General features: G+C 68.9%; 21 protein-coding genes and 1 tRNA gene. 14 read left to right on the top strand and 8 right to left on the bottom strand.

The genetic code is table 11. From position 1 onward, the window contains the following. The first annotated feature begins 136 nt into the window (after positions 1-136). From CQ047_RS06790 to CQ047_RS06755, 8 genes are all read left to right on the top strand, one after another. Positions 137-209, top strand: a tRNA-Trp gene (locus CQ047_RS06790). A gap of 40 nt (positions 210-249) precedes the next feature. Then, positions 250-525: a preprotein translocase subunit SecE gene (secE, locus tag CQ047_RS06785; RefSeq protein WP_105673576.1), complete on the top strand. Its 276-nt coding sequence runs from the start codon at positions 250-252 to the stop codon at positions 523-525. A gap of 40 nt (positions 526-565) precedes the next feature. Beyond that, positions 566-1597 carry a transcription termination/antitermination protein NusG gene (gene nusG, locus CQ047_RS06780; protein WP_105673574.1) on the top strand — a complete coding sequence of 344 codons (1032 nt, stop codon included), beginning with the start codon at positions 566-568 and terminating at the stop codon, positions 1595-1597. Between the two features lie 249 nt (positions 1598-1846). After that, positions 1847-2278, top strand: a complete 432-nt coding sequence (gene rplK, locus CQ047_RS06775) for a 50S ribosomal protein L11 (protein WP_105673572.1) — start codon at positions 1847-1849, stop codon at positions 2276-2278. An 11-nt stretch (positions 2279-2289) separates the two neighbouring features. Continuing rightward, positions 2290-2979: a 50S ribosomal protein L1 gene (gene rplA / locus CQ047_RS06770; protein ID WP_105673570.1), complete on the top strand. Its 690-nt coding sequence runs from the start codon at positions 2290-2292 to the stop codon at positions 2977-2979. A gap of 183 nt (positions 2980-3162) precedes the next feature. Continuing rightward, positions 3163-3978, top strand: coding sequence for an amino acid ABC transporter substrate-binding protein (locus tag CQ047_RS06765; RefSeq protein WP_105673569.1), 816 nt, complete (start codon positions 3163-3165; stop codon positions 3976-3978). Between the two features lie 3 nt (positions 3979-3981). Then, on the top strand, positions 3982-4656 hold the full coding sequence (locus tag CQ047_RS06760) for an amino acid ABC transporter permease (RefSeq protein ID WP_181155856.1): 675 nt from the start codon (positions 3982-3984) through the stop codon (positions 4654-4656). Further along, complete coding sequence (locus CQ047_RS06755) at positions 4643-5425, top strand: amino acid ABC transporter ATP-binding protein (RefSeq protein ID WP_105673567.1); 783 nt, start codon at positions 4643-4645, stop codon at positions 5423-5425. Before CQ047_RS06760 ends, CQ047_RS06755 begins: the two co-directional genes overlap by 14 nt. Before the next feature lie 128 nt (positions 5426-5553). Here CQ047_RS06755 and CQ047_RS06750 read toward each other — a convergent pair whose 3' ends face one another. Beyond that, positions 5554-6207, bottom strand: coding sequence for a LysE/ArgO family amino acid transporter (locus tag CQ047_RS06750; protein WP_105673565.1), 654 nt, complete (start codon positions 6205-6207; stop codon positions 5554-5556). Between the two features lie 71 nt (positions 6208-6278). Between CQ047_RS06750 and CQ047_RS06745 the strand changes: the two genes are divergently transcribed. Beyond that, positions 6279-7148 (top strand): LysR family transcriptional regulator ArgP, encoded by an 870-nt coding sequence (locus CQ047_RS06745; protein WP_105673564.1) that lies wholly within the window; start codon positions 6279-6281, stop codon positions 7146-7148. On the opposite strand, the gene CQ047_RS06740 is transcribed toward CQ047_RS06745, so the two are convergent. The 6 genes from CQ047_RS06740 to CQ047_RS18810 form a co-directional block, all read right to left on the bottom strand. Next, positions 7145-7609 (bottom strand): MarR family winged helix-turn-helix transcriptional regulator, encoded by a 465-nt coding sequence (locus tag CQ047_RS06740; protein WP_105673562.1) that lies wholly within the window; start codon positions 7607-7609, stop codon positions 7145-7147. The genes CQ047_RS06745 and CQ047_RS06740 overlap by 4 nt on opposite strands. Beyond that, positions 7596-9305 carry an MDR family MFS transporter gene (locus CQ047_RS06735; protein WP_105673560.1) on the bottom strand — a complete coding sequence of 570 codons (1710 nt, stop codon included), beginning with the start codon at positions 9303-9305 and terminating at the stop codon, positions 7596-7598. Before CQ047_RS06735 ends, CQ047_RS06740 begins: the two co-directional genes overlap by 14 nt. A gap of 227 nt (positions 9306-9532) precedes the next feature. Beyond that, positions 9533-11308, bottom strand: a complete 1776-nt coding sequence (locus CQ047_RS06730) for a choice-of-anchor G family protein (RefSeq protein ID WP_105673558.1) — start codon at positions 11306-11308, stop codon at positions 9533-9535. Then, positions 11305-12060 (bottom strand): hypothetical protein, encoded by a 756-nt coding sequence (locus CQ047_RS06725; RefSeq protein ID WP_146114278.1) that lies wholly within the window; start codon positions 12058-12060, stop codon positions 11305-11307. The genes CQ047_RS06730 and CQ047_RS06725 overlap by 4 nt, the downstream gene beginning before the upstream one ends. Before the next feature lie 5 nt (positions 12061-12065). Then, positions 12066-12638, bottom strand: coding sequence for a signal peptidase I (locus tag CQ047_RS18815; RefSeq protein ID WP_105673554.1), 573 nt, complete (start codon positions 12636-12638; stop codon positions 12066-12068). A gap of 11 nt (positions 12639-12649) precedes the next feature. Continuing rightward, the gene (locus CQ047_RS18810) at positions 12650-13369 is read right to left on the bottom strand and encodes an acyl-CoA dehydrogenase (protein WP_105673552.1); all 720 of its coding nucleotides are present in this window, start codon (positions 13367-13369) and stop codon (positions 12650-12652) included. A 272-nt stretch (positions 13370-13641) separates the two neighbouring features. Between CQ047_RS18810 and CQ047_RS06710 the strand changes: the two genes are divergently transcribed. The 5 genes from CQ047_RS06710 to CQ047_RS06690 are packed head-to-tail and all read left to right on the top strand — an operon-like array spanning position 13642 to position 16628. Further along, entirely contained in the window at positions 13642-14259 is a 618-nt protein-coding gene (locus tag CQ047_RS06710) for a SipW-dependent-type signal peptide-containing protein (RefSeq protein WP_105673551.1), read from the top strand. 7 nt (positions 14260-14266) lie between these two features. After that, a complete protein-coding gene (locus tag CQ047_RS06705; RefSeq protein WP_105673549.1) occupies positions 14267-14884 on the top strand; it encodes a SipW-dependent-type signal peptide-containing protein in 618 nt (205 codons plus the stop codon). Positions 14885-14923: 39 nt separating this feature from the next. Beyond that, positions 14924-15514, top strand: a complete 591-nt coding sequence (locus tag CQ047_RS06700) for a signal peptidase I (RefSeq protein WP_105673784.1) — start codon at positions 14924-14926, stop codon at positions 15512-15514. Then, positions 15511-16143 carry a hypothetical protein gene (locus tag CQ047_RS06695; protein WP_105673547.1) on the top strand — a complete coding sequence of 211 codons (633 nt, stop codon included), beginning with the start codon at positions 15511-15513 and terminating at the stop codon, positions 16141-16143. The genes CQ047_RS06700 and CQ047_RS06695 overlap by 4 nt, the downstream gene beginning before the upstream one ends. Further along, the gene (locus tag CQ047_RS06690; RefSeq protein WP_105673545.1) at positions 16140-16628 is read left to right on the top strand and encodes a hypothetical protein; all 489 of its coding nucleotides are present in this window, start codon (positions 16140-16142) and stop codon (positions 16626-16628) included. Before CQ047_RS06695 ends, CQ047_RS06690 begins: the two co-directional genes overlap by 4 nt. 178 nt (positions 16629-16806) lie before the next feature. On the opposite strand, the gene CQ047_RS06685 is transcribed toward CQ047_RS06690, so the two are convergent. Then, positions 16807-17487 (bottom strand): YqaJ viral recombinase family protein, encoded by a 681-nt coding sequence (locus CQ047_RS06685; protein WP_105673543.1) that lies wholly within the window; start codon positions 17485-17487, stop codon positions 16807-16809. Positions 17488-17729 lie beyond the last annotated feature (242 nt).

Below are 17729 nucleotides of genomic sequence, written 5' to 3'. Positions count from 1 at the left end.
AGCGGTTCGAGAGCGCCGCGCGGATGCCGTATGCTGGTGGAGCAGTTGTTGTCTGCAATCTTTCGCTGTGCCCCGATCCACCGATCAGTGCGCGGAGAAGGGCGGCGGATGACGACCCCGAGACCAACCGGTCTCTAGGGCGGTAGCTCAATTGGCAGAGCAGCGGTCTCCAAAACCGCAGGTTGCAGGTTCGATTCCTGTCCGCCCTGCGCGTCAGCGCAACGCTGACACACGAAAGGTACATTCAGGATGGATCAGGACGAACCGCGCGGCGAAGTCGTCGCGGCCGGTGCCACCCGTGAGAAGAAGCGCGGCTTCTTCGCCAGGTTCTTCGGCGGCATCGCCCTGTTCCTCCGCCAGGTCATCGCTGAGCTCCGCAAGGTCGTCACTCCGACCCGCAAGGAGCTGATCAAGTTCACCGCGGTGGTGCTCGTCTTCGTTCTCATCGTCATGGGCATCGTCTACGGACTGGACACCTTGTTCGCGTGGCTGACGCACGTGGTGTTCGGGGTTCCCGGCACCTGATGCCCCGCGGCTTCGGCCGCACACTTGGAGAAGAAACAACGTGTCTGAACGCTATTCCGACGACGCCGACTGGGCGACCGCTGCAGAGCAGTCCAGCGAGGAGGACGAAGCCCAGGAGGGCAACGTCCTCGCAGCGGAGGAGTTCTCGGTCACCTCGGCCGAGCACGTCGCCATCCACATCGAAGATGAGGACGAGAGCGACGACAGCGCTGCAGACGACATCGACATCGACGACCCGGAGGCGGACGCGATCGTGAACGACGCTCTCAACCTGGACGAAGCGGCTGAGTCTGAGGCTGCCGCTGAGGTCCTCAACGATTCCGTGGCCGAGGAGGCCGCCGACCTCGAGGCCGCTGCGGCCGAGGAGGTCACCCCCTACGACGGCCCCGACCTCGGTGCCGACGATGAGCAGGGCGACGAGGACGAGGCATCCGACGAGGATGCCGAGGAGGACCCGTACGAGGCCTTCCGCATGGACCTCCGCATGCTCCCCGGCAAGTGGTACGTCATCCACTCCTACGCCGGCTTCGAGCGCAAGGTCAAGGCGAACATCGAGCAGCGCAAGTCGACGCTCGAGGTCGAGGATGAGATCTACCAGATCGAGGTCCCGATGGAGGACGTCGTCGAGATCAAGAACGGCCAGCGCAAGATGGTCAACCGCGTGCGCATCCCCGGCTACGTGCTGGTGCGCATGGAGCTCAACGAGGACACCTGGTCGGTCGTCCGCCACACGCCCGGTGTCACCGGCTTCGTCGGCAACGCGCACAACCCGACCCCGCTGCGCTTCGAGGAGGCCTTCAACATGCTGAAGGCGCTCGTCGAGGTCAAGGACGTCCCGACCGCCAAGAACATCGCGGCCAAGGGCGGTCTCGCCGTCGCACGCCCCGTGCAGGCCGAGGTCGACTTCGAGGTCGGCGAGACCATCACGATCAAGGAGGGCTCGTTCGCGGGTCTTCCCGGTTCGATCAGCGAGATCAAGCCCGAGAGCGGCAAGCTCACGGTGCTCGTCTCCCTCTTCGAGCGCGAGACCCCGGTCGAGCTGTCGTTCGACCAGGTCACCAAGATGATCTGACATACGCTTCGCTGCGAACGGCCGTCCCTTCCGGGGCGGCCGTTCGTGCGTGTGCCGGCATCCTCTCCGCACGGTCGCGCGCGGCCGAGGGGAGGGCGGAGCAGTCGAGTCGCGATGGGCGTCGGCATCGGGTAGACTCATGTGGTTTGTGTGCCGCTTCGGCGTGCGCGCAGACGACCACGATCCGGAGAGGCCGGATCCGTGGGAGAAGCGGATGCCTCGGCATCCGATTCGACGAAAGGAAAGAGAATGGCACCGAAGAAGAAGGTGACCGGCCTGATCAAGCTTCAGATCAACGCCGGTGCAGCCAACCCGGCGCCGCCGATCGGCCCCGCGCTCGGTCAGCATGGCGTCAACATCATGGAGTTCTGCAAGGCGTACAACGCCGCGACCGAGTCGCAGCGTGGCAACGTCATCCCCGTGGAGATCACCGTCTACGAGGACCGCAGCTTCACCTTCATCCTGAAGACCCCGCCGGCTGCGGAGCTCATCAAGAAGGCCGCAGGCGTCCAGAAGGGCTCTGCCACCCCGCACACCGTCAAGGTCGCGAAGATCACCAAGGACCAGGTCCGTCAGATCGCCGAGACCAAGCAGGCCGACCTGAACGCGAACGACATCGAGGCCGCCTCGAAGATCATCGCCGGCACCGCCCGTTCCATGGGCATCACGGTCGAGGGCTGAGGAGAATAATCATGGCTACCAAGTCCAAGGCTTACAAGGCTGCCGCCGAGAAGATCGAGGCAGACCGTTTCTACACTCCCGCTGAGGCTGTCGCCCTGGCGAAGGAGACCGGCTCGTCGAAGTTCGACTCGACCGTCGAGGTCGCGCTGAAGCTCTCGGTCGACCCCCGCAAGGCAGACCAGATGGTGCGCGGCACCGTCATCCTGCCCCACGGCACCGGCAAGACCGCCCGCGTCATCGTGTTCGCCACCGGCCCCGCTGCCGAGGCTGCGATCGCCGCTGGTGCAGACGAGGTCGGCGGCGCCGAGCTCATCGAGAAGGTCGCCGGCGGCTGGACCGCGTTCGACGCGGCCGTCTCCACCCCGGAGCTCATGGGCCAGGTCGGTCGTCTCGGAAAGGTCCTGGGTCCGCGTGGACTCATGCCGAACCCGAAGACCGGCACCGTGACCCCGAACACGGCCAAGGCCGTCGAGGAGATCAAGGGCGGAAAGATCGAGTTCCGCGTCGACAAGCACGCCAACGTGCACTTCGTCGTCGGCAAGGCGTCCTTCACCGCTGAGCAGCTGAACGAGAACATCGGCGCAGCGCTCGAGGAGATCGTCCGCCTCAAGCCGTCCAGCTCCAAGGGCCGCTACATCCAGAAGGGTGCGGTGTCGACCACGTTCGGCCCCGGCATCCCGCTGGACGTCAACGCCATCTGAGCCTGATTCGCTCTCGAAGAGCCCCCGCCGTCACGGCGGGGGCTCTTCTGCGTCCTGGAGTAGGCTGGCACCTCGACACGGAACGTCACGAGATGCGACATATCGCGGACTCGTGCATAGGGTGAGATTCGCTCGAAAACGCGCGCACAGCATCCGCGCTCACGCACCCAGGAGGGTAAGCACATGTCCCGTCGCCTCATCGCCGTCACGGCACTCGTCCTCGCAGCATCCGCTCTCACCGCCTGCAGCGGCTCCACCGCACCGGCGTCGAGCAGCTCGTCGAGCGCGGACGGCGCCGACTTCGGACTCGTGAAGGACGGCACCCTCACGGTGGCCACGGAGGGCACCTACCGCCCGTTCAGCTTCCACGCCGACGGCGGCACGGGCGACCTGACCGGCTACGACGTGGAGATCATCCAGGCCGTCGGCGACAAGCTCGGTCTCAAGGTCGAGTTCCAGGAGACGCAGTGGGATGCGATCTTCGCGGGGCTGGATGCCGGTCGCTTCGACGTGATCGCCAACCAAGTCACCATCAACGACGAGCGCGAGAAGCAGTACCTCTTCAGCACCCCGTACACGGTGTCGCCCGGGGTGATCGTGGTCAAGGAGGATGACGACTCGATCAGCTCCTTCGCCGACCTCAAGGGCAAGACCACGGCTCAGTCGTTGACCAGCAACTGGAACGACCTCGCCACGGAGTCGGGGGCGAAGGTCGAGGGCGTCGAGGGCTGGGCGCAGGCCGTCGCGCTGCTCCGCCAGGGCCGCGTGGACGCGACCATCAACGACAAGCTCACGTTCCTCGACTACGAGACCACCGACGGTCCCACCGGGCTGAAGATCGCCGCGGAGACCGATGAGGCCGGCAAGCAGGCCTTCGCGTTCACCAAGGACAAGAAGACCCTCGTCGCCGCCGTGGACAAGGCTCTCGACGAGCTCCGCGCCGACGGCACGCTGGCGGAGATCAGCAAGAAGTACTTCGGCGAAGACGTCACCGAGTAGCCGATGGACTCTCCCGACAGCGTCTGGCAGCTCTTCCTGGGTTCGCTGGGGCCGATCGCCCTCGCCGGGCTCACGGTGACGGTGCCGCTCGCGCTGATCTCGTTCGCGATCGGACTGCTGATCGCGGTCGGGATCGCGCTGATGCGGATCTCGGTCAATCCGGTGCTGTCGAACGCCGCGCGGTTCTACATCTCGGTCATCCGCGGGACGCCGCTGCTCGTGCAGCTGTTCGTCATCTTCTACGGGATGCCGTCGATCGGGATCACGATCGACCCGTGGCCCAGCGCGATCATCGCCCTGTCGCTGAACGTCGGCGGCTACGGTGCGGAGATCGTGCGGGCCGCGATCCTGTCGGTGCCGAAGGGGCAGTGGGAGGCCGCGTACACGGTCGGCATGAACCGCTCGCGAGCGCTCACCCGCATCATCCTCCCGCAGGCTGCGCGCGTGTCGGTGCCCCCGCTGTCCAACACCTTCATCTCGCTGGTGAAGGACACATCGCTGGCGTCTCTCATCCTCGTGACCGAGCTGTTCAAGGTCGCGCAGCAGATCGCCTCGACGACCTACGAGTTCATGGCGCTCTACCTCGCCGCCGCGCTCGTCTACTGGGTGTTCTGCCTCGTCCTGTCCTTCGGGCAGGGCGCCCTCGAGAGGAGGCTCGACAGTCGTGTCGCGCACTAGCGGATCCACGCCCCTTCTCGCCGCATCGCAGCTGTACAAGCGGTTCGGCGACAACGAGGTGCTCCGGGGCATCGACCTCACGCTGCACCGCGGCGAGGTCGTCGTCCTGATCGGTCCGAGCGGATCGGGCAAGACGACCGTGCTTCGCTCGCTGAACGGACTCGAGACGCCCGACGGGGGCACGATCCTCGTCGACGGCGGGCCAGAGGTCGACTTCTCCTCGAAGGTTCCGCAGAAGCTGAGGTTCGCACTGCGGGACCGCTCGGCGATGGTGTTCCAGCACCACAACCTCTTCCCGCACCTCACGGTGCTGGAGAACGTGATCGAGGGGCCGTGGCGGGTGCAGGGGCGCCCGAAGGCGGAGGCGATCGCCGAGGCCAGGGTCCTGCTCGCTCGCGTGGGTCTCGAAGACAAGGCGGACGCCCGCCCGCACCAGCTCTCCGGCGGGCAGCAGCAGCGCGTCGGCATCGTGCGCGCTCTCGCCCTCAAGCCCGATCTCCTGCTGTTCGACGAGCCGACCAGCGCGCTCGACCCGGAGCTGGTCGGCGAGGTGCTCCTGGTCATCAAGGAGCTCGCCGACGAGGGATGGAGCATGGTCGTCGTCACGCACGAGCTGAGCTTCGCCCGCGAGGCCGCCGATCACGTGCTGTTCATGGACGGCGGCGTCGTCGTGGAGGAGGGGCCGCCGGCCGAGGTGTTCGGGGCTCCCCGCGAGGAGCGCACGCAGCGGTTCCTGACGCGCATCCTGCGCCCCCTCGACGGCGCCTGACCGCGTTCCGGTCGCAAACCGCGTCGCGTTCCGGTCGCAAACCTGGTCGAGCTGAGGCTGGTTTCGGAGCCGAGTTCGCGACCGGAGCCTTCTGCGCGGCCGGTGGAATCCGAAGTGGAGACTGCGCGTCAGCCGCCCAGGACGGGCAGCACGAGCGAGACGGCCAGCGCGATCATCACGACCGCGATCACGCCGTCGAGGATGCGCCAGGACCGCGCTGTGCGCAGCCAGCGTCCGAGATAGCGCGCGCCGAAGCCAAGGGCGGTGAACCACAGGATGCTGGCCGCGATGGCCCCCGCCGCGAACAGCCACCGCTGCTCGCCGTGCGTGGCGGCGATCGAGCCGAGCATCAGCACCGTGTCGAGGTAGACGTGCGGGTTCAGCCAGGTGAGGGCCAGAGTGGTGAGCGCCACGGGTGCGAGCCGGGTCCGGGTGAGCGTGGTGGGGCCGGCGTCGGAGCCGGATGCCGCGGCGCCCGGTTCGTCCACGGTGAGGTGCTCGCCGCCGCGCCAGGCTCGACGGGCCGCGAGCAGACCGTAGGCCAGCAGGAACAGGGCTCCGGCCCACCGCGCGACGACGACGAGCCACGGCGCCGCCGAGATCACGAAGCCGAGACCCGCGACGCCGGCGGCGATGAGGGCGGCGTCGGAGGCGGCGCAGATGATGACGACCGCCAGCACGTGCTCTCGGCGGATGCCCTGACGCAGCACGAACACGTTCTGGGCGCCGATGGCGACGATGAGGGAGAGGCCGAGTCCGAGACCGGCGAGCACGGTGAGCATGGTTCCACGCTACGAACGCGCAAGCGAAAGCACCAGCGAAGATTCCTTGTGAACCATTAGCATCACTTACTATGCGAATCGATCCCGAACTGGCGGCCACCGTCGCGGCGGTGGCCGACGAGGGCACGCTCGATGCGGCATCCCGACGACTGCGGATCACGCCCTCCGCCGTGAGCCAGCGGCTGAAGACGCTGGAGCAGCAGCTGGGGCGGGTGCTCGTGGTGCGCACGAAGCCCGTGCAGCTCACCGAGGCCGGTGAGGCGGTCGTGCGCCTCGCCCGCCAGGTCGCGCTGCTGGAGCACGACGCGCTCTCGGGACTCGGCCTCGACGAGGAGGGCGCGCGCATCAGCATCCCGCTGGCCGTGAACGCCGACTCGATGGCGACCTGGTTCCTGCCGCCGCTCGCCCGGCTGTCGGCGGAGCACGCGATCGACTTCGACCTGCATCGCGACGATCAGAACTTCACCGCTCGCCTGCTGGAGTCGGGCGCCGTCATGGCTGCGGTCACGAGCGAGGAGGCCCCCGTCGCCGGATGCTCGGTGTCGCCGCTCGGCGTGCTCGAGTACCGGGCGATGGCCGAACCCTCTTTCGCCGCCCGCTGGTTCCCCGAGGGAGTCACCCGGGACGCGCTCGGCGCGGCGCCGTTCGTGGACTTCGACCGCAGGGACACCCTGCAGCACGAGTGGCTCAGAGCGATGAAGGTCTCGCATCAGTCGGTGCCGCGGCACTACGTGCCCGCCTCGCACGACTACGCCCTCGCGGTGGAGTTCGGCCTCGGCTGGGGGATGCTCCCGCTGCTGCAGGGCGCGCACGGGCTGGTCCCGCTCGGAGGCCCGACGCTGCGCGTGCGGCTGTACTGGCAGCAGTGGAACCTGCGCAGCACGCTGCTCGACACGATCGCGGCCGAGATCGCCGCCGAGGCCGGTCGGGTGCTCGGCTAGCGGTTCGGCGTCGCGCCCGAGACCAGAGCGTGCAGCAGGTGCGTGAGGTTGTCGATGTCCGTGACGCTCCAGTCGGTGAGCGTCGTCATGAGCAGGCCCTCCTGCGGCAGCCGGGCCTGGGCGAGACGTTCCTCCCCGTGCGGGGTGAGCCGCAGCAGGAAGGAGCGGCCGTCGCTCGGGTCGGCGGAGCGCTCGACGAGTCCGAGGCCCTCCAGCTCGCGCACCGTGCGGCTCACCTGGCCCTTGTCCGACAGCATCCGCTCCGCGAGCGTCGACACCGTGACCTGCTCGCACCGGGCGATCGTGGTCAGCGTCTTGTACGCGCCGGGGAGCATGCCCGGACTGACCCGGTTCGCGTTCTCCAGGAGCACCCGACGGAAGTTCGTGATGAGCTCGCTGAACTCCGCCTCGAGGGCGCGGACCGCGACGGCCCGCGCCTCAGAGGACTCAGACTCTGCCATCGGATGCTGCTTCGCCGGTGCGGTGGGACACAACCTGCACTGTACCGGTCGGAGCGCCCGCGAGAGCCTCGGCGTCGGCGATCGCGACGTCGGCGGCCTCCTCCACGACACGGTGCTCGTCGTCGGAGCCGGCCTCCGCCTTGGCGCGCTCGCTGGTCGTCATGCGGGTCAGCGGCCTGTTCGGGAGGAACAGGATCGCGATCAGGCTCAGCACGGCCAGAGGGATGCCGATGAGGAATGCGTGCGAGATCGCCTGGGCGTAGAAGTCCTCGACCAGGGAGCGCACGGGCTCGGGGAGCAGACGCACTTCGGGAACCGTGCCGCTGCTGAGCGCGGTGGCGACCTCCTGCGCCTTGTCGCCGGTCTGGGCGATCGCGGCCATCAGGTCTTCCTTGCCGTTCGTGAACAGATCGGTGATCTTGTTCGCGAGGAAGGCGCCCATGACCGAGACGCCGATGGTGCCGCCGAGGCTGCGGAAGAAGGTGACGCCGGAGGAGGCGACGCCGATCTCCGTGGGCTTGGCGACGTTCTGCACGATGAGCACGAGGTTCTGCATCGTCATGCCGACGCCGGCGCCGGTGAGGAACATGTAGACGGAGACGAGCGCGAAGTTCGTGTCGTAGTGCAGCGTCGAGAGCAGGGAGGAGCCGGCGATCAGCAGCACGGAGCCGAGGATCAGGTAGCCCTTCCACTTTCCGTAGCGGGTCACGAGCTGACCGACGACCATCGACGAGATGAGGAGTCCCGCCATCATCGGCAGCGTCATGAGACCGGCCTCGGTGGGCGAGGCTCCGCGCGAGAGCTGCATGTACTGCGCGAGGTAGACGGAGGTGCCGAACATCGCGACGCCGATGGAGATCGAGGCGAGCACGGAGAGGGTGAAGGTGCGTCCGCGGAACAGCGTCAGCGGGATGAGCGGCTCGCGCACCTTGAGCTCGACGATGATGAACAGGATCGTCGCGAGGAGGACCCCGCCGATCATGAGGATCGTCTCGATGCCCCACCAGTCGAAGTTCGTGCCGGCGTTGGTGATCCAGATCAGCAGGAGCGAGACGGCGGCGGAGAGCAGCACGATGCCGACGTAGTCGACCGAGACCTTGCGGGTGCGCTCGGCCTTGATGTGGAGGGTCTTCTGCAGGATGATCAGGGCCGCGACGGCGAAGGGCAGTGCGACGAAGAAGTTCCAGCGCCAGTTGATGCTGTCGGTGATCCAGCCGCCGAGCAGCGGTCCGCCGACGGTGGCGACGGCCATGACCGCGCCGAACAGGCCCATGTAGCGGCCGCGTTCGCGCGGGCTGATGATGTCGGCCATGATGACCTGGCTGAGGGCGGCGAGGCCGCCGGCGCCGAGTCCCTGCACGGCGCGGAAGGCGATGAGCATGCCGGTGTCCTGCGCGAAACCCGCGGCGGCGGTCGCGAGCACGAAGATCACGATCGCGATCTGGATCAGCAGCTTGCGGTTGAAGAGGTCGGCGAGCTTGCCCCAGATCGGGGTCGAGATCGCCGTGGTGAGCAGCGTGGAGGTGATCACCCAGGTGTAGGCGGCCTGGTCGCCGCCGAGATCGTGGACGATGACGGGCATCGAGGTGGAGACCACCGTGCCGGCGATCATCGAGACGAACATGCCGAGAAGGAGCCCGGTGAGGGCTTCGAGCACCTGGCGGTGCGTCATTCCGGCGGGAGAATCCGTGGTCATGCAGAAGGCCTTTCGCAGTCGGAGGGGGATGCTGCGACAGCTCTGGCGCGCACGAGATAGTTGAACTTCGTCAACTATACGCCGAATGGTTGAGATAGGTCAACTACATACGCGAGAGGCGTCGTTTCGTCTCGTCGCTGCGCTCCTCGCTCAACGACCGGGGCAGGGCCCGCGCCCCGCCGGTCGTTGAGCGAGCGCGGCGAGACGACACGTCGGAGGCGCGGGACCTAGGGCAGCGAGATCGGCCCGGCCGACGCGGTGCCCAGATTCACGCTCGTGGGCAGCAGCGCGTCGAGCAGCCCGATGCGCAGCGCCGTGACCTTGTACTCCGCTGTCGCTGTGCTCGTGGCAGGGATGAAGGGCGAGACAGGGGGCGCGTTCGGGCGATCGGGCTGCACGTTCACGTACAGCGAGAAGATCGGAGCGAGCGCGCCGAAGACCGCGGCGACGGCATTCGCGACGACGGGCACGCCGGCGGCGAGCACGCCGTCGAGGGCGGTGACCACGGAGAAGACGTCGTCGACGACGGCCTTGATGACGTTGCGGAGCGTGCCGACGAGGGGATTGAGCAGCGCGAGAACGGGAGTGAGCAGAGCCCCGAGCACGGGGGTGAGGATGCCGAGGTCGACGATCGTGACGCTCACGCCGGCGTTCAGCAGTGACGTGCCGGAGGTGTGCAGCGCGCCGAGGTTCGCGTCGAGGTTGATCTTCACATCGGCGACCTTGATCACCACGTCGGGGATGAGCGGAGGGATCCCGGCGACGGTGGCCTTGACCTCCGCGCTCACGTCGATCTTGACCCTCGGCAGGCCGGCGACCGTGGTGAGAGCGCTGATGACCTGGGTCCGCCAGGCCGTCACCAGGTTCGTCACGCGCGTTCCGATGTTCGTCAGCACCGCGGGCGTCAGCAGGAACTGCGTGTTCGGAGCCAGGTCGTTCAGCCCGTTCGCGCCGTTCAGCAGCCGTGCGAGGTTCACCCTGATCAGACCGTCGCGGGGGCTGAGGGTGACGATGCCGTCGGCATCCGAGAAGCCTGCGAGGAGGGCGGAGACCGCCGGCGCGACCTGCGGGATGTTCGTGACCGACACCCCGGAGCCCGCGGTCGACACGCTGAGGACGCCGAGGTCGAGATGGAGCTGATTGAGCACTCCGGTGATGCCGGACGAGAGGGAGGCCTGCAGTCCGTTCAGCTTGGCCTGGAGCTGGGTGACCGAGGTGTCGACCTGCCCGACGAGCCCGGAGAGCACGGGAGCCGTCAGCGTGAGGTCGAGCCCCGCGATGTCGTAGTCGCGGGCGACGGCGGTCGTTGCGGCCGGTACGTCCCACGTCGCCTCGCGCAGCACATCGCAGCCGTCGACGCGGGACAGGGCCGACACCGCGCCGATGTCGAGCGCGGCGTTCGTCAGGTTCGACGTGATCGCGCTGCCGAGCACGCCGTTCAGCGTCAGCGAGCCCGTGCGCGGCGGGGTGGATGATCCGTACTCGCCGATCGTCGCGATGCCGGACTGGTTGGTCACCGCTCCTGTCGCTCCGGTCGCGAGGCCCTTCGGCGTCACCTGCGAGTACTGCGACAGGGTGCCGACGGCGAAGTCGGGCACGGCTGCCTGGATGGTCGGCAGCGACACCGTCGCCAGGGGAGCGGGGAGGATGCCGACGTTGAGCGAGGTCGCCCTGGTGAACGTCGTCGTCGAACCGGGGTCGAGGTCGTGCGCGTTCTGCGCGGGGGAGTAGGTCTCGGTGAGCGCGCCGTCGATCGCGTCGCGGACGCCGTTGACGGCGGCGACGGTGTCGAGATCGGTGCCGAGCAGAGTGCCGCTGACCTGGCGGCCGGCGGATGTGGCCGAGAAGCCGGTGTCGGTCCCGCACCTCAGCGAGGACGTTCCGACGGGCGCGGCGTGCGCCCACTCGGCGTCCCGCCAGCTCGCCAGAGAGGTGGAGGTCGCCACGGGCACGGCGAGGATCGCGACGGCACCGACGGCGAGCCACGCGCGCAGGCGGTTCACGTCGCATCCTCCGTCGGCTCGGTGCGGCGCAGCATCCGGACTCCGATGCCCGCGCCCACGGCGGCCAGCGCGACCCCGAGCATCTGCAGCAGGGCGACCCCGTCGATGCCGGTGGCGGCGAGCGGTCCGCCGGCGGGCGGAGCGGCCGCGTCCGTGCGGGCGGCGGTGAGGCCGACGCCCACGGTCGCGTCGAGGCCCTTGCCCTCCTCGTCGGCAGGGATTCCGTCGAGCGTCGCCGTGACGAGCATGTGCTGCGCCGATCCGGCGGCGAGATCTACGAGGTAGGTGCGCGGGGAGGAGGCGGATGCCGTCGCCGGGGGCAGCGTCGTCGCACCGCCGGGAGCGGCGCACGTCGGAGTGCCGGACGGCATCCCGGTCCACTCCGTGAGGCACTGCTGGAACACGACCCGCAGACCCTGCGGGTCGCGGGCGAGCTCTCCCTCGGCCGTCAGCACGACCGACAGAGTCGCGGGCCCGGACGGGTCGTCGTGGGCGGCGCGGATCTCCCAGTACCCCCGATCGCCCGGAGACAGCACGAGGGACTCACCCGGGGAGAGCGCGTGGGCGCTCTGCGCGTCGCGGACGATCCACGGCGATGTCTCCAGCGTGAGATGTCCGGGTGACTGGCCGGGGTCGGTGAAGAACGGCGCCGCCTGGGCTGCGGCCGTTCCGGCGAGCACCGCCCCCGCACCCGCGCACACGACGATCAGGGTCCCGCCGACGATGCGGCGGAACCGGTCTCGACGTGTCATGACCGTCATCGTCTGCTCGGCCACAGCACCCAGAGGACGGCGCCGGCGAGCACCAGGCCCAGCACCGCGAGGCCGATCGGCGAGGTCACGGCCGAGAGCACGAACCCGAGTCCGGGGATCGCGAACAGCACGACCCCCGCACGCGTGACGACGTACTGCTCGGCGTCATCGGCGTCGTTGGCGTCCCCGCGCAGCGTGAGCGTCCTGCGGTCCGCCTCCTCGTCTCCGATCGCCACGATCCGGTGGGTCACCAGCTGGTCGTCATGGGCGCGAGGCACGCTGACGACGTCGCCGACGCCGAGGTCTGCGGCATCCGCGGTCCTCTCGATCACCGCGGTGCCCGCGGGCATGGTCGGAGACATCGAGCCGGTGGCGAGGATCACCAGATGGAGGCCGAGCGCCCACGAGGTGACGAGCCAGGCGATGGCGATCGCCCCGACGGCGCCCAGCAGCCACACGAGCACGTTCTGGATCGCGGGGAGGAGGGAGCGGCGCCGACGCGGCCGTCTGGAACGATCGCGTCGGCGCAGTCCCTGATCGACCTCGCGGTCTCGCAGGTCCTCTGCGGTGGAGGTCATAGTCCGAGGGGTCAGGCGGACGCGGCGTCGAACTTCCACGCGGGCGCGATGCTGCGGCCCATGTAGTCGTCGACCGTGGTGATGCCGGACGGCAGCACTCCGGGAACCGTGAAGGTCAGTTCGAAGCAGTAGAAGTTGACGTTGCCGGAGTCCGCCGCGTACGTCTGCGCTGCCGTGCCGCCGCTCGCACCCAGATCGCCGGTCGCGATCGTGGTGTTCGCCACGTTGCCGAAGGTCGCCGCGTTGCACGCCTTCGTGGCGGCGAGGTCGGCGCCGCTCCAGGTGGAGACGCGCACGTCGGTGGCGTTCCACAGGTGGCCGCCGGCATCCGCCACGGTCACGCCGGCCGCGGCGGTGGCGGCTGCAAGGGTGGCAGTGCCGCCCAGCGAGTCCGCCGAGGAGCGCACGGCGATGAGGGCATAGGTCGAGTCGCCGGGCGTGAGATCCGACAGCGTGAAGGTCACGCCGTTGCCCGGGTTCGTCTCGTAGTCCGCCCACGCGGTCGAACCGGGGGCTGCTCCGGATGCCGGAAGGGCGAGCTGTTCGAGCTCGAACGAGGAGGTGCTGATGCCGGGCTCCGTCCCGGCGCCGGCGAAGAGCCATTCGGTGTCGTTCCAGGCCGCGAGGCTCAGGGACGCTCCCACCCCTGCGACGGCGGCCGCGGCGACGATCGCGACGACCTTCCGCGTTCTGTTGTTCGTGGCAGCGCGGCGCGCTCGTCTCGGTTCCATACCGTCCCCCTCAGGACTCATGTGGGCGGAGACCGTGGGTGGGGGCCTCCGTTTCCCCTAAGTTCTAGTGCACCGTCACCGCCGTCGTCCATCGAAACCGGAATATTGGTGAGAAACAGATATTCCGGTGTGCAATCGTGACCTGCATCCCTTGTGGGAGGGCTCCCACTGGGTGATGATGTGGGGGACGAGCGGATGCCGGTCACTGAGGGGCGGCCGTCCACGATGCACTCCGCCGTCGTACACCCGGCATTCCTGAGGGGGAATCTGACATGGCAACAACGGCAACTCAGCGCAAGGTCCTGGCGGTGCTCGCAGGAGGTCTCGTGCTCGGCATCGGCACCGCGGTCACGCTCGCGGCATGGAACGACTCCGAGTTCGCGAACGGCACTTTCACGGCCGGCGCGTTCAACCTTGAGGGATCGGCGACCGGCGACGCGAACTACAGCGACCACAACGTCGACAAGGGCGACACCGCCGCGACACTGGCGTTCACCGTTCCCGTGAGCAACCTCGCTCCGGGAAACATCGTGTACTCGGGCTTCTGGGTGCGCCTCGCCGCCGGCACCACGACGGGCGCGAGCCTCTCGGCCAACGGCACCACGGCAGACGCCGCGGCGACGTCGAACAGCGACCACCTCTCGTACTCGGTGTACCAGCTGGCGCCGGGCGCGACCTGCAACGCGGCCTCCGCGACGGGCACTCCTGTCGCGACGGGTGCGACGCTCGACGTGCAGACCGGCGTGACCCCGATCACTCTCTCTCAGGGCCCGAACGTGTCGACGGCCGGCACCGCGGTGCAGCTGTGCTTCAAGGTCACCGCCGACGCGAACCTGGAGCAGACTCTCGCGACGACGGCCACCTGGAAGTTCACGGCGACCTCGAACTGAGCGTCTGATGGTGACCCGCAGGGACATGCGGGACGCGAAGCGGCTGCGTTCCCGCCGAATCCGAGCCATCCTCGCGGGTGGACTCGTGCTCGGCGTGGGCGGAGCCGCGACGCTGGCCGCATGGAACGACTCCGAGTACGGGGCGGCGACCTTCACGTCGGGCAGCTTCGACATCGTCGGCTCGACGACGGGCACGGGGACGTTCACGAACCACCCCGTCGGCTCGCAGGCCGCGCTGTCCTTCACCGCCCCGTTCAGCGGGATGGCGCCGGGCAACACGGTGTACGCGCTGTTCAGCGTCAAGACGTCAGCGAGCTCCGTCAAGGGCAATGTGCAGGTCACGGCCGGCACCACGGGAGGCACGGGTCTCGCGCCCTCCATGACGTACGGGGTCAAGACCATCGCCGGCACCACGTGCGACTCCGGCGCCTACGCGGGCGGCACGGTGGTGGTGGCCGACGGCACGGCGCTGACGGCCGGCGCCGCGTCGGCGCAGGCGCTGCTCGCGGCGGGCGGCAACCAGATCAACTACTGCTTCGCGGTGACGCTGAAGTCCGACGCCCCGAACACGGCGCAGGGCCTCACGGCCATCCAGACCTGGATACTGCTGGGGACGTCGACATAGCGGATGCCTTCGACGGGAGAGCGGCGAGAGGACGAGACGATGAGCACGGCGGTGACGAGGCGGAGCCTGCGGGAGCAGGAGCCGCCCGCCGGTGCGCCCGCTGCGGCATCCTCTCCCCGCCGCGGACCTGCAAAGGTGCTCGCCGACCTGCTGCTCTGGATCGCCGCGATCGGCGGCGTCGTCTGCATCGTGCTGGTGATCCTCGCCTACACCGCCGGGATCACACTGATCATGTTCAAGACCGGATCGATGTCGCCGACCATTCCGGCAGGATCCGTCGCCGTCGTGCAGCGGATCCCCGCGGCCGAGGTCGAGGTGGGCGACGTCGTGACCGTGGACCGCGAGGGCGAGCTCCCGGTCACGCACCGCGTGACGACGATCGTCCCTGGGGCGACGGATGCCGAGCGCGTGATCACGCTGAAGGGCGACGCGAACGCCACGGAAGACCCCTTCCCGTACACCGTGAGCTCCGTGCGGACCGTGCTGTTCTCGGTTCCGGGCATCGCCACGGTCATCGTCGCGATGGGCAACCCCTTCGTGCTCGGCGGCATCACCGTGGCTGCGGCCGTGCTCGTCGTATGGGCGTTCTGGCCGCGCGACGGACGGCGGCGAGAGCGGATGCCGACATGAGGAGCCGTGTCGTCGCCGTCGCCGCGCTGGTCGTGCTCGGCTCGATCAGCGCGAGCCCGGCGTGGGCGGCCCCGTCGACGCAGGTCGTGCAGGGGCAGGTGCTGCGGCTGGTGTCCGTCGCCGACTGGGACGCCGCGGCATCCCTGCTGCCCGGAGCGCCCGTGCAGTGGGACGTCGCCGTCAGCGCGGATGCCCCCGACCCCGGCACCGTCACGATCGGGGTGAGCGCGAGCGGAGATGCCTCGCTGGTGGTCGACGCCTCGCTCTGCATGAGCGCGTGGACCCCGAGCGGATGCCCCGGTGGCTCGACGATCCTGCGCACCGGATGGAGCATCCCGCGCGACGGAGCGGAGATCGCGCTCGCACAGATGGCCGACACGGAGGTCGGGCACCTCAGGCTCTCCATCGCGCTCGCCGCGGACGACGAGGGCGGGCGCACCGAGGTCCGTGTCCATGCGCACGGGGCCGGCGAGTCGGCCGTCATCGGACCGGACGGCGGGCTGGCCACCACGGGTATGTCGCCCGTCGTGCTCTGGATCCTCGGCGGAGGGGCCGTGCTCGTCGTGGTCGGCGCCGTGCTCCTCGTCGCGCGTCGGCGGAGGTCGCGCGGAGAGGATGAGGACTCGTGAACGGCCGGCGGCTCACCGCGGGTCTCGCGGGTCTCGCGCTGCTCATCGGTCTGGCGATCGCGCCGCCGGTGCAGCAGACCGAGGCGTACTTCACAGACTCGGAGTACGCGACGGCGACGTTCACCGGCATCACCCTGGCGACTCCCGTCATCACGAGCTGCACGGTCACGAGCTTCCTGGGGACGTTCACCGGAGTCACGATCGTCTGGACCTCGCCGAACGACAAGGTCTTCCAGCGCCTCATGATCAAGACGGTGGTCGTGGACCAGGCGAACATCACGCAGAGCGGGACCGGACCGTACACCTACACCTCTGTCATCTCCTCCGGCCTGCTGAACACCCTCCTGGGGTCCCTCCTCGGCGCCACGAACCCCGTGAAGGTCGACACGTTCGCCGGCACGCAATGGGTCTCGCCCGGGGCGGCCACCAGGACGCTGTCGGTCGGCGGACTCCTCGGGCTCGGCGGCAACAACACCTGCACCTGAGCGACGAGCGATCGTCCGGTCGCGACGGCGCGGCGGGGGAGAGGCTGCCCGTCGACGTCCGCACATGGCCTCGTCGGGGGATGCTCTCGTGCGTGACGCCGCCGTTGGGGCCAGGTCGGCGTCGGGGATGCTCTTGTGCGTGACGCCGCCGGCGGCGCGGATCAGTGCCGGAGACCGCTCAGTCGGCGAGGGCCAGCGCGCGGAACGCGTCGCGCTCGCGGAGCTGCTCGCGACGGCTGGCCGCGGCATCCATCTCCCTGCTCGGCACCTGCTGTCCGGTGGTGCGCCGGTACAGCTCGTCGATGAGGGCGGTGGCGAGTCCGACGAGCTTCGCGATCTCGCGGTCGTCGCGGTCGATCCACACGGACTTCGGCTCGTCGTGCACGGGCGAGAAGTCGACGTGCTCCTCCCACACGAACAGGGTGCGCTCGGCGCCCAGCACGTGCTGCTGCCACCAGATCTGTCGCAGGTAGGTGCGCGGGATGCCGCGGAACGGCTTGTTCGTGGTCTTGATCTCGGCGAGGCGGATGCGCCCGTCGCCGTCCACAGCGATGCCGTCGGGGGTCGCGAGGTGGCGATGCTCGACCTCGGCGCGGAACAGCGCGGACGAGGGGAGGATGCCGTGGGTCGCCGCGACCCAGGCGGCGATCTCGGGCTCGCGCCGACGTCCGTGATCGGTGTAGGCGTTGCCGCCGAAGCGGGGTCCTCCGCCGAGTTTGGAGTCCGCAGCGCGCGCGATCGACCTCTCGCTGGTCAGTCCGGCGACGTCGGTCGCGGTGATCCCGCGCGACCGGGCCCGCATCCACGCGACACGGTCGCGGGAGTCCGCGACGATGCGTGCCTGGAGTTCGGGATTCACCCTTCGACCCTAACCCCGACTTCCGACCCTCCGTCCCCGTACACGCCGCACCCCGGCATCCCTCTCTCGTTCCCTGCCTGTCCTGCCGCGCTGGCCTCGACTTCCCGTGAACTCGACGAGTGCACACGAGATTCACGTCAGGATGCCGTGCACTCGTCGACTTCACATGCACTCGACGGGGCTTCGTTGGTCCTCCACAGGAGTAGGGAGTGAGGGAGTTGTCCACAGAGCGTGAAGGGGTG

Origin of the sequence: Microbacterium sp. MYb72, assembly GCF_002979415.1 — a bacterium.
GTDB lineage: Bacteria > Actinomycetota > Actinomycetes > Actinomycetales > Microbacteriaceae > Microbacterium > Microbacterium natoriense.
This window is presented reverse-complemented; position numbering and strand designations above follow the sequence as displayed.